Genomic DNA, 13,724 nt, shown 5'->3' with positions numbered 1-13,724 from the left:
GTGCTGGGTCCAGGCGAGAACGGAGGCTGCCGCGACCGGCGACAGACCGGAGGTTTTGCTGCCTCGCCTGAGTCACAAGCAGTTGTTCTTCTACGGCCTGACGGCGCTCTGGGACCGCCAACCCAAGCAGACCGTGGTGAAGTACGGCCGCCGGGGCCGTCCCCGGCGACCCGATCCGGCCCTGGCTTTGCCGCCGTCCCTGTGCTGGCTCCAGCCCGCCCTGTTCGCCGCCCGCCCGGACTTCACGCGGTCGCCGGCAAGCACGGCCCTTCCCTGCGGCAACCCGTGGCTGGCCTGGGGCCGTCACACTGCCCACCGGCTCGGTGAGGCACGAGGCTGGCCTCGTAAATCCCGGCTGAACGTCGATCAAGCCCTCGTCACGCTGCTGTCCGGCCACGCCGACGGCGACGTGATCCGGTACTCCGAGATAGCCCCCGTGCTGCGGGCCCGCGGCGTGAGCACCGTCCGCACGACGGAAGTCCTCGACCGCACCCGCGGCCCGCTGTTCCTCACCGGCCGCAAGGCCCCCGCCGCCGACGTCTACACCATGCGCGCGTGAGCGAAAGATCGAGGAGCTTCTCGCGGCAACGAGAGGCTGTAGCGACTCATCCGGACCGGTGGCCGCTTCTGGATCCCATCATGGCGGCCCTGGCTAGCACTCTCCATCCGGGATGTCCCTGAGATCAGGACATTCGAATCATCCCCGGAGATGACGCCCATTCCTACGCATCGCGCAGACCCTTGGCTCCAAGCCCAGTTCAGGTGCCGGCAAGCACTTGGGCCCACCTCATCCGGACCAATCTCGGAGAACCCATGAAATCTCCATCGCGTTGGGAACGCGTGATCCATTGGGTAACTATCCACCATCGCGAGGCGACAAGGCTCGTACTGCGCGGCGCCTGCACAGGCGTTGGTACCGCAACCGTCGGTCTCATCAGCCTATGGGTCCAGAACCACACCTGATGTGCGACATCCCGTGAGTTCTCCGGCAGCGCACCCACCCGCAGCCTTCGTGGTGCTCTACCTCAGAGCGGCCGCAGGCGGGCGGCGCGGTCAATGGCGCGCAGCAGCTCGGGCTCCCAACCGGCGCGCGGAGTGTCGTAGGCGAGCAGTCCGGAGCCTCCGAGGACGTCGAGCTGCACCTGGTGCTCGACGCCGAGCCGCCACGCCTCGCGCAGGACGTGCCGGGCCTCGTCGCGGGCGGCACGTCCAGTGGTCGCGGTCGAGCGGGCGTCGGGCAGGGCGGCGAGCTGACGGCCGGCCTTCTCCAGACGGTCCATGAACTCGGCGGCCTTCTCCGCGTCCGGGCGCGGTGGTACGAGGATGAGCTCGGGGGCGGTGACGCCGCGGCGCAACTGCTCCATGCGTTCGGGCAGCGGTTCCCAGCCCTCGGTCCCGGCCAGCTCGGTGTTCACCTTGGCCACCGCCGCGGCGTAGGCGCGTCCGGCGCCGCGCGGCTGCAGGGTGGTGCCGGCGGGCCGGTACAGCGGCCCGGCCTCGCCGACGATGCCGCCGTGGTTGCCGCGTACGGACACCCACAGGGCGTCGGCGCTGCCGGTGACATCGACCATCAGCAGTCGGCGCACCAGGAACCAGCGCTGCAGCGCGGCCCGGGTCGCCCGGCGCAGTGGGTAGACCTCGATCGAGACCGGATCATCCGGGCGGGCGTTCTGCGGTCGGCGCACGATGCGGACTTCCTCCAGGGCGGGGGCTCCAGCCGGATCGCGCACAGCTCTCCGACCCGGCAGCCGGTGTCCAGGGTGACCGAGGCCATCGCGAGCATCCGTACCCAGCGGGGGAAGCTGCGGGTGAGCAGGCCGCCCTCGGCGGTCCAGTGGGTGCGGTGGCCGATGAGATCGGCGACGGTCTGCAGACTCTCGCGCATCCGCTCGCGCCGGGCGACGTCGACGGGTTCCTTGCGTGGCTGTTCCTCCTGCGGGCGCAGGTGGACGACCTTCAGCCCGAGCTCACGCTGCAGCAGCGCCATCACCCCCGAGCGCACGTTCGCCGTAGCCTCCGATGTGGGCCGCTTGGCACCCCGGCCACGCAGCTCGCCGACGAGCGCCAGGTGCTCGTACTCCTTCAGGGAGTCGTAGGCGAAGACGTCCGCCAGGTCGTCGCCGACGTCCAGCGGATGGTCGGGGTGCTTGAGGGCACGGACCAGCTCACGTGCGTGGCGCGGATCTGCCGGGCGCGGGCCTCGGAGGGGGCTGCCGCGCACGCGGCGTCGACTGCTTCCTTGAGCTCGGGCACGTCGTCCAGGACGTCGGGGCGCTGCATCACGTCTCGCACGGTAGCCAGAACCGGACAGTCGCGTGCCCCCCACCCCAGAATCATCGGGAGGGCCCATCCGGGGTCACGTCGCGGGGTAGGTCAGCCACCGACGTCGAGCAGTACCGGCAGCCCGGACGGGCCTGGGCGTACGACTCCTGACGCGGGATCTGCTGTGACGACCGTGGAAGGCCTGGACACCGAGGGTGGCGAAGCACAAGATCATCCGTCCGTTGGGTGGTCCTGGGGCCGTCTTCGCAAGGGCTCGGCCGGGTGTTCGGAGGTGGTGCCCAACGGGCGGCGGATACGGGTCGGGCCCACGGCGCCGCGCTGGGCAACGGCGGACCGCCGTCGGACTGACGCGCACGCTGGACGGCAGAAGGGGGGCGCGAGTTCACCGTGGCACGCGGGTCGTGGTGGGCCCGAGAGGATGAGCCAGGCATACGACCTACTGCACGTCCTCCTCCCGCCATCATCCTAGAACGACACGGCGAAGCCCCGGCCGTCGCACATCGCTGCGCCGGGGCTTCGCCTTCAGGTGGTCAGCTCGCGGGCGGGGTGTGCTTGTTGTGCTTGTCGATCTCGCCTTTCATCACGGCGGTGGCCACGCTGATGGCGGCCCCGGTGAGCTGTTCGCCGTGCTTCTCGCCGAACTCCTCGCCCGCCTCCATCATCTTGTAGGTCGTCTCGAAGCCCTCGTCGAAGGTCCCCGTCCGCGTAACGACCTTGTACGCGCCGTGGGCGGCGCCGACGTACGCGCCAGCGACCCCGGCGACCACAGCAGAAGCCTTACCCCAGAACGACATGTCGGCCCCCCAATAAAGACGGATAATCCATATTTTCCCCGTCCAGGACTCCCGGCAACCCCGAACCGCCGCAGACGGCAGCGCGCGGGCCACGTAAACCGCTCACCGTGGCCGTGTTCAGGCGCAGCCAGGAGGCGCGTAGGTGATGCCGACGTCTCCGGCGGACGTCGCGGCAAGGGCCACGACCTGCCATATCGAGGCGGGGACGCCAGCCCCGGGGCCGTCCAGGGGTGTCGTTGAGGAGAGCTACGGTCAATGCACGGACTTGCCGTCCGGCCCCTTGGCCGAGAACTTGGCCTTCTGCGCTATCCACGGCTTCGCGTGGCCAGAGGCGAACTCCACCATGGCGTGGTACGCCGCGAAGCCCTTGCCGGAGCGGGTGAGGGTGAGAGTGCCCGGCTGAAGGTCGAGGCCGACGTGGACTTGGCCCTGTTCTCCCGAAGCTACGGCGAAGTGACAAGTAGCTCTCTGTAATCAGAGTGACGCTCGGTCGGGGAAAGCAGGGCGGGGTCCGGGGACTTCGCCGACCTGAAGGGCGGCGAAGTCGGCGTGGGCCTGGTCGACGGCTTCGGGGTATGCCTCGCGCTTGGCGTGTTCGGCGAGCGCCCGGTAGATGCTGGCGACGGAGGGGTTGTGTCCCTTGCGCTTGCCGGTGGGGATGATCAGGTCGGGCTGGATCTGCTCGACGGACTCGCCGCCCGCACGGCGCCTCAGCACGGTGTGGAGCATGTCATCGGTGATGACCGGCGGCCGGCCACCGTGCTTGCCCTTGCGGGCCGCGGTGTCGAGCCCCTCCAGCGTCGACTCCCGGATGTTCTCCCGCTCGGTCTCCGCCATCGCCGCGAAGAACGCGAACAGCAGTTTCCCCGGCCCCGTCGGGTCGTAGATGCCGGGCAGGGGGCCGGCGAGCATCTCCAGGACCAGGCCGTGCGCGGTGAGGTGGTCAGCGAGTGCGGTGAGTTCGGCGGCGTCGCGGCCGAGCCGCTTCATCTCGTACACGGTGAAGATGACGCGGCAGTGCGGGGCGTGCGCCTTGACCTCCCGAGCTGTACGGAGCGCCTCCTCGAACCGGGGGCGGACCCGGACGCGGGTGCTGATCTTCTCGCTGAAGATCTTGTCTCTCGGGATGCCGTGCTTGCTGAGCGCGTCGAGCTGGGAGTCGAGTTCCTGCCCGAGGGTCGAGCAGCGGGCGTAGCCGATGCGGATGTCCGCGCTCGGTAGCTCCGGGTCGATCGGGGCCGGCGGCAGGGTGCCCGGCCGCCACGGCCGCCACGGCCGGCCCGGTCCGCGGTCGGCCGGGGTCGGCACACGCAGCGCCCTCTTCAGCCGAGGCACCTGGGTGAAGCGGCGGGTGTGGTAGGCGGAGGCGACCGCGCCGCCGCGCGAGCGGCACGGCGAGCCGGGCTGAGCATCACACTTCGGACAGGCGTGCTGTTCGACGTCGCCCGCGTCCGACCGGTCGGACGGTGAGGGCTGCTGAGGGGCCGTCATGGGCCCGGATTTTCGCACAATGCAAGTCTCAGAAGGGGGTCCGTCCCGCTTTTGAGTGAGAACGGGTTCTGAGAACGAATCCGGGATCGACAGGGGTCCGGCGGCCCACTATTGATCTTGCTCGCGCAAAGGACCGTTTATGAGAGGGGCTGTTCTTCGCTAAGCAGGGCCTCGATGCTGCTTTCGCTTGCGGCACGACTTCGAGATCCTTCGCGAGCAGCCGACCAGCGAGCCGCAAGTTCCTCGTAGATCTCCGCGGCGCGGGTGGTCCTACCAGTCTCCAGTCGCTTGGCACTGATCCGGCGAGGAGTGACCGGAGACTGGCAGGGTTATCACCGCGGCGTTGCGATCAGCGAGGGCGGCTGTTGTTGTGAGAGTGCGGTCAGGCGGCGAAGGAGGCGAGCAGTTCGTTGTACTGCTTGGCGGCGGTGTTCAGGTCTTCGTCGGACAGCCCGAAGGCGGTGCCGTACACCTTGACCATCGGCTGCTGGAAGTCGAGCTGGCACAGCCGCAGGGTCGCCTCCCAGCTGTTGAGGAGGGTCTCCAGAGTGGCCTTGTTCGCGCCCTCGGGGGTGTAGTGATCGGCGGGGACACCGGCGGTGACGGCGACGACGGCCTTCTTGCCGGCCAGCTGCGAGGCAGAACCGTCCAGGGTGAAGGCCCAGCCAAAGGTGAATACCTTGTCCTGCCACAGCTTGAACAGCGGGGTGGTGTTGTACCAGAACACCGGATGCTGGAAGACGATCACGTCGTGCTCCGCCAGCAGGGCCTGCTCGGCGTCGACGTCGATCTGGAAGTCAGGGTAGGTGGCGTAGAGATCGTGCACCGTGACATGGGGCAGATCGCGAACGGCGTCCACCAGAGCCGCGTTGGCCTTCGACTGGGACAGGTCGGGGTGAGCTACGACAAGGAGAACCTTGGACATGATGAGAAAACCTCTTCAGTGATCAGGGAGATGGGTGAGCGGATGCGGGTTGGTCGGGTGCGACGGGTCAGCACATCGCCGGGGCGTCGGATCAGCGGTCGATGGTGGCCATGTTCGCCTCGTCGTGGCGTTCGCCCGCGGCCGGTGTGAGGTTGTTGAGGCGGTCGAGCTGGGCGGCGCTGAGTTCGATGCCGTCGGCGGCGGTGTTCTCCTCGACGCGGGAGACCCGGCGGGTTCCGGGGATGGGGGCGATGTCGTCGCCGCGGGTCAGCAGCCAGGCCAGCGCGGTCTGGGCCGGGGTGGCGCCGATCTCGGCGCCGATGGCCCGTACTTCATCGACGATGCGCAGGTTGCGCTGGAAGTTCTCGCCGGTGAAGCGCGGGTTGGTCTTGCGCCAGTCGTCGTCGGCGAAGTCGTCGACGGTGCGGATCTGCCCGGTCAGCAGGCCGTGGCCGAGCGGCGAGTAGGGCACGAATCCGATACCGAGCTCGCGCAGCAGCGGGAGGATCTCGGCCTCGACGTCGCGGGTCCACAGGGAGTATTCGGTCTGCAGCGCGGCCACCGGATGCACGGCGTGTGCCCGGCGGATCGTCTCGGGACTGGCCTCGGAGAGTCCGATGTGGCGAACCTTGCCTTCGGCGACCAGTTCGGCCAGCGCGCCGACGGTCTCCTCGATGGGCGTGTTCGGGTCGACACGGTGCTGGTAGTAGAGGTCGATGTGGTCGGTGCCGAGCCGCATGAGCGAGCCTTCGACGGCGGTCTTCACGTTGGCCGGGCTGCTGTCGATGACGCCGGGGCCGTCGCCGCCGTGGGAGACGATTCCGAACTTCGTCGCCACGACGACGTCGTCGCGGCGGCCCTTGATGGCCTTGCCGACGATTTCCTCGCTGTGGAAGGGGCCGTAGATCTCGGCGGTGTCGATGTGGGTGACCCCGAGGTCGAGCGCACGGTGAATGGTGCGGATCGACTCGGCGTCGTCGAGCCCTCCGCCCGTGGTGTACATGCCGGCCATGGTCATGGCTCCCAGGCCGATGCGGGAGACATCGAGCCCGCCCAGGGATACGTGCTTCATCAGGTACTCCTTGTCGTGACGGCCGTCAGGCCGTTCGGTGGTCGTGAGTAGTGGGGCGCCACTCGTTGGCGGACCGTGCTTCGGTGGTCCGCCAGCTGGTGCCGGTGCGGGCGCCGTTGCGGGTAGTGGGTCGGCGCCGTGGGTGCACCCGGCGGCAGCCCGCCTCGGCCGGGCAGGGTGCTCAGGCGTAGGTGTCGTCTTAAAGTCAGGCTGCCGAGGACATCGATGCCGCGGTCGTCTGTGATGTGCTTCGTCCAGGCGGCCGGGCGGGCCGACCACGGGGGATTCGAGCTGGCCGCTGTCAGGTGGGGTCCGACGCTGGGGTTACCAGGGCCAGGCTGCGGTGGGCCCGCGGGCTGCGTCGGGTCAGTGCTCGTGGGCCGCCGGCTCCAGAACGAGGACGGGAATCTCACGTTCCGTGTTCTTCTGGTACTCCGCGTAGTCGGGGAACGCCTCGATGGCCCGCGCCCACCACAGGGCCTTCTCGTCCCCGGTCACCTCGCGTGCCAGCATGTCCTGGCGCACCGGGCCGTCCTGCAGCTCGACCCGGGGGTCGGCCACCGCGTTGTGATACCAGACCAGGTGCTTGGGGGCTCCTGCCATGGAGGCGACCACAGCGTAGACGCCGTCGTGCTCCACCCGCATGACCGGGGTCTTGCGGATCTTGCCGCTCTTCGCGCCCAGGGTGGTCAGGATGACGACGGGCAGGTCCCGGAGCCTCTCGTCTTCCTCCCGTGCGACCAGGACGCTCAGCGTTGTTCCCTGCGTACCGCCGGAGCTTTCGTACAGCTCCACCTGGTCGCGCCGTGCTCGGCTCGTACTCGCCTTTGAGGGGCATGTCGGCTCTCTCTGTGCTGGTCAGGCGTGGGCGTCGTCGTAGGCCAGGCTGTCGCCCAGCTCCCGGGATGCCTCGGCCTGGGCGAGGAGCTCCTTCGCCTTGGCCTCGGCGGCCTCGATGGCGTCCGCACCAGCGACGAAACGCCGTAGGGGCTTGTCCTGGCCGGCGATGATCAGCAGGGCACGGGCGAGCTTGGCGGGGTCGCCGGGCTGCTTGCCGTTCATGCTCTTCATGCCCTCGATCCGGGGTGCGGTGCGCGGGGCGTAGTCGTCGATGGACAGCTCGGGCCAGGCGGTGGAGCCGTCCACGAGGAGTTCGGTGCGGAAGTAGCCGGGCTCCACGATGGTGGTGTGGATGTTGTACGGCTCGACGTCGTAGCGCAGGGACTCCATCCAGCCCTCTTCGGCGAACTTGGAGGCGGCGTAGGCGGAGGTGAACTCCATGCCGACCAGGCCGGCGGTCGAGGTGATGGTGATGACGTGGCCGACGCGCTGGCGGCGCATGATCGGCAGGACGGCGCGGGTGACGTTCATCGGGCCGAAGAGGTTGGTCTCGAACTGCTGGCGCATCTGCGCGGGCGAGATCTCCTCGAAGTAGCCGGTGAAGAGGTTCCCGGCGTTGTTGATCAGGACGTCGATCCGGCCGAAGCGGTCGACGGCTGCCTGCGCGGCGGCCTCGGCGTCTTCCAGGCTGGTGACGTCCAGCTTGGTGACCAGCAGGTTGTCCTGCGGTCCGCCGAGGGTCTTCTCGACCTCTGCGGGGCGGCGGCCGGTGGCGACGACCTGGTGGCCGGCGGTGAGGGCCGCGCGGGCGATGTCGGCGCCCAGGCCGCGTCCGGCGCCGGTGACGAGAATGACCTTGCTCATGAGGAATTTCCTTTCAGGCGCCGTGCTCCGGCACCTGGTGTGTGCGGGGGTGATGCATACAGCGCCGCAGAGGGGGCTGTGACCGTCGGCACGAGCGCCGTCTGTCTGGACGGTTCACACCGCCGTGGGCGGTGCACCACCAACAAAACCGGCTGTCACGCGAGGGTGGGAGTCCCTGATGAGGGGGTCACTGACAGGGACCCCCAACCCGGCGGACGCGCTCGTAGAGTGAAGCGCATGGCAGGCAGAAACGACCCCAACGGCAGCAACCGCGACATTCGTGCTGATTTCCGCGCGGAGATCCGGGAATTCCTCGGCACGCGGCGGGCCAGGGTCACCCCTGAGCAGGCCGGACTGCCCCTGTACGGCGGAGAGCGCCGACGGGTCACCGGGCTGCGCCGCGAGGAGGTCGCCCTCCTCGCGGGCATCTCCAGCGAGTACTACACCCGGCTGGAGCGCGGCAACGCCACCGGAGTCTCCGAAAGCGTCATCGAGGGCATCGCGCAAGCACTTCAGCTCGACGAGGCCGAACGCATCCACCTGCTCGACCTCCTGCGCGGCGCCGGCACCACCCGTCCGCCACGCCGCCGCCCGGCCCAGCCGCGTGTCCGGCCCACGGTGCAGCGCGTCCTCGACTCGATGACCGGCACACCCGCCTTCATCCTCAGCGGACGCGGGGACATCCTGGCCGCCAACCACCTCGGGCGCGCCCTGTACTCCCCCGTCTACGCCGACCCGGTGCGCCCGCCCAACAACTCCAGGTTCGTCTTCCTCGACACGCACGCGACTGAATTCTTCCGCGACTGGGACCAGGTCGCAGGCGACTGTGTCGCCATGCTGCGCGCCGAGGCCGGCCGCGATCTCTACGACCGGCGGCTGACCGACCTGATCGGCGAACTGTCCACCCGCAGCGCGGAATTCCGTCACCGCTGGGCCGCCCACAACGTCCGCATGCACACCACCGGCGTGAAACTTCTGCACCACCCGGTCGTCGGCGACCTCGACCTACCGTTCGAAACCTTCCCGGTGGGCGGCGACCCCAGCCAGTTCCTCCTCACCTACACCGCCGAGCCCCACACACCCTCGCAGGACGCCCTGAACCTGCTGGCCAGCTGGGCCACGGACAACGAGGACATCGAGCGGTCCGCGCCGGCCAACGACTCCGAGCTCGCCGACTCGGGCGAGACACCCGACTGAACGACGGGCCACTCGAAGCGACATGCCCGCCCGCGAACACCACAACTGACCACCCGGACGGCATCACCCGAAACGCATCGGGGCGGGCGAGGGTGGCGAGCGGTTCACACGGACGCGGCCGAGGCGCCTCGGGATCCGGCCAGGCACAGGGCCCGAGGTGTCATGCCGGGGCTGCGGCTGTCTCTCCCTGCGGGGTGCGGGGCCGGGCACCGTCGTCCGGATGGACAGGTCCAGATCGAGGCGGCTGTTCATGTCCAGCTCGAACCGGCCATAGGGGTTCACGTGGGTCCAGAACAGCGGGGACAGGGCCCGCCGGTCGGCGTCGGTGAGCCGCTTCTGCCACTTCTCCTCGCTCAGGATGTCCTGGAGAAGCAGTGTGTTGACGTACACCAACGCCGACTGGAGCAGGTGCAGGGCGAGCATGGACACCTCCTGGGACTCCTTGTCGGAGCCGGTCAGGTCGCCGTCCTTGCCGTAGAACAGGTCGTGGTTGGCGGAGTTCCAGTTCTCCACCACCTGGAGCCCGTCGCTGATCTCCCGGCGCAGGTCCGCGTCGGTCGAGCGGAACGAGTCGGAGATCGCCCGCTGGATCGCGCACGAGTGGCCGCGCATCAAAAAGGGGCCGTGAACACACGTGCCTGGATCGTCTTCCTCGACGAATCAGGCGTCTCCCTGCTCCCTCAGATCCGCCGCACCTACTCGCCCCGAGGGCGGACTCCGCTCCTGCGGCACCGCCTGAACTGGAAGCGCGCGTCGATGGCCGGGGCCTTGGGTTACCACTCCTCCGACCCCGATCGCGGGGCCCGCCTGTGCTTCCACCTCAAGCCCGTCAGCTACGACACCACCGGACTCATCGAGGTCCTGGAGCAGATGAAGGTGTTCTACCGCGGCGAGCGAGTGGTCCTGGTCTGGGACGGCCTGTCCGCCCACTGGAGCCGGGCGATGCGGGCCTGGGTCGCCGAACAGGACTGGCTCACCCTGGAACGATTACCCGCCTACGCTCCCGAGCTGAACCCGGTGGAACTGCTGTGGTCCTCGCTCAAGAAGGGTGAACTCGCCAACCTCGCCGGCGACCACCTCGCCGATGTCGCCGACGCCACCGAGCAAGGCATTCACCGCATCAACGCCAACCCCCGACTGCCATGGTCATTCCTCGCCCATACGGGCCTGAGTATCCACCCGCCGCACCCACTGAACTTACGAAAAGATCAGTAAACTTCTCGTTTAACCTCTGCCTCAGTCGTCTCTGTTGGCCGGAGGAAGCTGTTCCCTGATGAGCACTGGATCTTCAAGATTCAGCGGGGTCGCGACCGTATCTTTGCGCATGGCTTGTCGCAGCTGCCACAGCGCGGACGCGTAGCGTGCATACGCCTCCCGGTAGGTTTCCGCTTCGGTGGTTCCACCCGATCCGATGAGGTCACGGATGGTTAGCAGGGACCGGTGAGTAACTTCTGCCGTGCTCACGACGTCTGGCGAAGCCGTGATCAGTAGTCGCTCCCTTTGTGCGAATAGGCCCGCTTCCAGCAGCGCGTCGCGGCAGGCATCCCTTCGTTCTGTACCGCTGGCATCGCCACGGGCGATGCGGCGAAGTTGCTCATGCGATGCACGCCTGCTCCTCGGTATGCCTTGTCCGCCCAGCAGCGGACGCCGGCTTGGGCCAAGGCGGCCGGGATGCCGTGGGTGCGGGCCGCCTTTATGTCGTGGACCGCTCCCGGTAGTGCGGGCGAAGCCCAGAGCAGGCGGCCGAAGGGGGCGGTGATGACCTGCACGTTCGTGCCGTGCTTCTTGTGTTTGCCTGAATAGAAGGGACGGTCGGCGGCGATGCGGTCGATCGGCAGCAGGGTGCCGTACAGGATCACGAATGCTTTCGTCGCCGCGGTGCCGACGGCTTGTTCAAGCGTGGGGGCGAGGGCGGCCAGGACATCGACGGCTTCGCGGATGTAGCGGTAGACGGTGGCGATGCCGACGTTGAACGCTGCGGCGAGCCGGCCATAGGTGTCGCCGCATCGCAGGTGCGCAAGAGTGAGGAGTGCCTGGCGTCCCGCTGCCAGGCGTCGCCACCGGCTGCCGATCTCACGGCGGCGCTGACGCAGGTGACGGGCAAGGAACCGCAGGGTCGAACTGGACAGGTCGATCCCGGACGGGTAGAGAAGCACGGAAGCTCCTGGTGGACAACGGGTGATCTTGGTCGTGAACCCGTCTACCGGGAGCTTCACCGCGTTGTACAGACCTCCGCGACCAACCAGCCACCCTCACCACGAGGTTGGAAAAGGCTCAATGGCGAGTCAGCGCGATCGGGATCGAGCGCGTACAGCCGCGATTCCTCCCAAACGCGCCAGTAAGTGGATGAGCCCACCACTCCCCCACGCTCGCTGCCGAAGACGCGCCTCTCTTTAAAACGTCATTTCAGTTGGGCGGCCTGTCATGAGGGCTCCAGTGTGGCCGGGGGTCGGGCGCGGCGGGGGCCTTGACCTGGCGGTAGTGGCGAGGTTTCGGAACCGTCGTTGAATGCCAGACACTGGCTGACGTCAAGCGCGGCGTGGGTCGGGCCGGGCGCAGTGGACACAGGTGGTCGCTGCCGGACGGATCTCCAGGCGTTCGGGCGGAATCGTTCCGCCGCAGACTTCGCACTGCCCGTACGCGCCCCGTTCGAGTCGTTCCAGTGCCCTGTCCAGTTCTTCCAGGTGCCCGCGCGCCTGCGCCATCAGGGCGACAACGTGGGCTCGCTCGAAGGCGGTTGTGCCCCCTTCGGGATCGTGCTCGTCGTCTACCGCGACCAAGGCGTTCGACGCGACAATCCCGTCGAAGTCGCGGCTCAGTGCTGCCGCCCGAGCGAGGGTGTCCGCGCGGTCGGCCGCGAGGCGGGCACGGGCGGCCGAGAAGGGGGACGGGCCGGACTCATCGTGGCCCTGCTGGGATACATGGCCCATGCTGGGACAACGCTGATTCACGATTCCCGATTCCCCCTCCGCACCCCGCTGCTCTTCACCTTCGGGAGGTGGCGCTGGGGCAGTCGCTTCCTGTTGAAGGAACTGCTCCGTCAGCAGGATGTCACGTTGTCAGTCGGTCGATCTCGGAGCGCGAACTGCTGTCGTGGGGGCACCACCGACCTGTTGACCGGACTACGGGAGGACACGTCGGGCGGGAGCGCATCCCCGCTCGGGCGTCGACGGCTTCTACGACTGGGCGGTGGCATCGGACAGCCGCTTTGCCAGGATGCGCCGGTTCCCGCCCGGAGCCGGCCGGGTGGTCAGCCCAGCGCGGGGCGTGTGCGGCGTGCGGGGTGTGCAGGCCGCCCGACTGCGGCGTACCAGACCAGGGCCGCACATATGAAGCCCGTCGCCGCGGAGACCAGTGACCTTGTGAGGGTGTCGTTCCGTGCGCCGGAAACGAGGGCCACGGCCAGTGCCAGCGTCAGGGTGATGACGGGCAGCGCTCGAGGGCTCCGCGTGGCGCCCGGCGCTGCGGACGGCGGCAGCAGCCAGGTTGCAAGACCATAACAGACGCAGGCCAATAGTGTGGCCCCCAGCACTTCGCTGGGCCGGTGGCCGCCGGCGGTCGCGCTGTAGGCGGCGATGCAGGCGAGCCACAGCACACCGGCCGTGGCGACGTAGGGGCGGATGCGGGGGGAAACCACGAGGACGGCGGCGAGGGTCAGCGCGGCGGGGATGGAGGTGTGCCCGCTGGGGAATCCCTGATCAAGGAGATTCTCGGGCGCGCCCACCAGGTCGGGGCGGGGCAGGTTCGATTTGAGCACCTCCTTGCCGCCGGTCGTGAGAATGGCGACTCCGAGCGCCGCGCACCCCGGCCACCAGGACCGCCGCACCAGGGTGAGGACCACGATGACGGCCAGGCCCACCATCAGGGTTGGCTTGGCACTCAATTCCAGCGGCGGCACGGGCGTCGAGCCGTAGGCCGCTCCTGACAGGGGGTAGAACCATGCTTCTTCGCCGCCCTGTTTACCGAGACCGAACAGGGCGTTCTCAGCTCGTTGCCCCCACGGGGTGCAGATGGCGAGCAGGTAGACCGTCAGGAACCCCAGGGTGTACAGCAGAGCCGGCATCCACGGCCGTGTCGTACGCGACAGGCTGGGGGCGTCGGGGGCCTCGGGGGCCTGCCTTGAGGCCCCCGGACGGTGCGCGGGCAGGGTCGGAGGATCGTGCTGAGTCATCGCTCTGTTTCTTCCGTTGAGGGGAGTTGGGTCACGCACGTCTTGTGGCACGACGTGGGCCTCCGGGCTCGGCCGGCCCACCGGGGG

13 protein-coding genes and 2 pseudogenes are annotated in these 13,724 nt (G+C 68.6%); 3 read left to right on the top strand and 12 right to left on the bottom strand.

The window, feature by feature from the left end:
* Positions 1-55: 55 nt before the first annotated feature.
* A complete protein-coding gene (locus ACH45E_RS07685; RefSeq protein WP_361457615.1) occupies positions 56-559 on the top strand; it encodes a hypothetical protein in 504 nt (167 codons plus the stop codon).
* A 466-nt stretch (positions 560-1,025) separates the two neighbouring features.
* Here the strand turns inward: ACH45E_RS07685 and ACH45E_RS07680 are convergent, their stop codons facing one another.
* The 8 genes and pseudogenes from ACH45E_RS07680 to ACH45E_RS07645 form a co-directional block, all read right to left on the bottom strand.
* Positions 1,026-1,685 carry a hypothetical protein gene (locus ACH45E_RS07680; RefSeq protein WP_361457612.1) on the bottom strand — a complete coding sequence of 220 codons (660 nt, stop codon included), beginning with the start codon at positions 1,683-1,685 and terminating at the stop codon, positions 1,026-1,028.
* Positions 1,571-2,221 (bottom strand): hypothetical protein, encoded by a 651-nt coding sequence (locus tag ACH45E_RS07675; protein WP_361457609.1) that lies wholly within the window; start codon positions 2,219-2,221, stop codon positions 1,571-1,573. The genes ACH45E_RS07680 and ACH45E_RS07675 overlap by 115 nt, the downstream gene beginning before the upstream one ends.
* 592 nt (positions 2,222-2,813) lie before the next feature.
* Positions 2,814-3,077, bottom strand: coding sequence for a hypothetical protein (locus ACH45E_RS07670; protein WP_361457606.1), 264 nt, complete (start codon positions 3,075-3,077; stop codon positions 2,814-2,816).
* Between the two features lie 474 nt (positions 3,078-3,551).
* A complete protein-coding gene (locus tag ACH45E_RS07665) occupies positions 3,552-4,568 on the bottom strand; it encodes a recombinase family protein (protein WP_399040185.1) in 1,017 nt (338 codons plus the stop codon).
* Positions 4,569-4,950: 382 nt separating this feature from the next.
* Complete coding sequence (locus ACH45E_RS07660; protein WP_057577317.1) at positions 4,951-5,493, bottom strand: NAD(P)H-dependent oxidoreductase; 543 nt, start codon at positions 5,491-5,493, stop codon at positions 4,951-4,953.
* Positions 5,494-5,584: 91 nt separating this feature from the next.
* Positions 5,585-6,565 carry an aldo/keto reductase gene (locus ACH45E_RS07655; RefSeq protein WP_361455013.1) on the bottom strand — a complete coding sequence of 327 codons (981 nt, stop codon included), beginning with the start codon at positions 6,563-6,565 and terminating at the stop codon, positions 5,585-5,587.
* A 366-nt stretch (positions 6,566-6,931) separates the two neighbouring features.
* Positions 6,932-7,403, bottom strand: a pseudogene (locus ACH45E_RS07650) (nitroreductase family deazaflavin-dependent oxidoreductase).
* Between the two features lie 20 nt (positions 7,404-7,423).
* Positions 7,424-8,269 (bottom strand): SDR family oxidoreductase, encoded by an 846-nt coding sequence (locus ACH45E_RS07645; protein ID WP_361455010.1) that lies wholly within the window; start codon positions 8,267-8,269, stop codon positions 7,424-7,426.
* Positions 8,270-8,506: 237 nt separating this feature from the next.
* Here ACH45E_RS07645 and ACH45E_RS07640 point away from each other — a divergent pair, with 237 nt between their 5' ends.
* The gene (locus ACH45E_RS07640) at positions 8,507-9,466 is read left to right on the top strand and encodes a helix-turn-helix transcriptional regulator (protein ID WP_361455007.1); all 960 of its coding nucleotides are present in this window, start codon (positions 8,507-8,509) and stop codon (positions 9,464-9,466) included.
* Positions 9,467-9,529: 63 nt separating this feature from the next.
* On the opposite strand, the gene ACH45E_RS07635 is transcribed toward ACH45E_RS07640, so the two are convergent.
* Complete coding sequence (locus ACH45E_RS07635; RefSeq protein ID WP_361455004.1) at positions 9,530-10,078, bottom strand: Tn3 family transposase; 549 nt, start codon at positions 10,076-10,078, stop codon at positions 9,530-9,532.
* A gap of 12 nt (positions 10,079-10,090) precedes the next feature.
* Between ACH45E_RS07635 and ACH45E_RS07630 the strand changes: the two genes are divergently transcribed.
* On the top strand, positions 10,091-10,681 hold the full coding sequence (locus ACH45E_RS07630; RefSeq protein WP_361455001.1) for a transposase: 591 nt from the start codon (positions 10,091-10,093) through the stop codon (positions 10,679-10,681).
* 392 nt (positions 10,682-11,073) lie between these two features.
* Here ACH45E_RS07630 and ACH45E_RS07625 read toward each other — a convergent pair.
* The 3 genes and pseudogenes from ACH45E_RS07625 to ACH45E_RS07615 form a co-directional block, all read right to left on the bottom strand.
* A pseudogene (locus ACH45E_RS07625) lies at positions 11,074-11,622 on the bottom strand (transposase family protein); the annotation flags it as partial.
* Positions 11,623-11,994: 372 nt separating this feature from the next.
* On the bottom strand, positions 11,995-12,396 hold the full coding sequence (locus tag ACH45E_RS07620; protein ID WP_361454998.1) for a TraR/DksA C4-type zinc finger protein: 402 nt from the start codon (positions 12,394-12,396) through the stop codon (positions 11,995-11,997).
* Between the two features lie 320 nt (positions 12,397-12,716).
* Positions 12,717-13,637 (bottom strand): phosphatase PAP2 family protein, encoded by a 921-nt coding sequence (locus tag ACH45E_RS07615; protein WP_361454995.1) that lies wholly within the window; start codon positions 13,635-13,637, stop codon positions 12,717-12,719.
* Positions 13,638-13,724 lie beyond the last annotated feature (87 nt).

It is taken from the genome of Streptomyces sp. NPDC020299 (assembly GCF_044387825.1).
Classification (GTDB): domain Bacteria; phylum Actinomycetota; class Actinomycetes; order Streptomycetales; family Streptomycetaceae; genus Streptomyces.
Note: the sequence above shows the minus strand (reverse complement) of the source record. Positions and strands in the feature narration are given on the sequence as shown.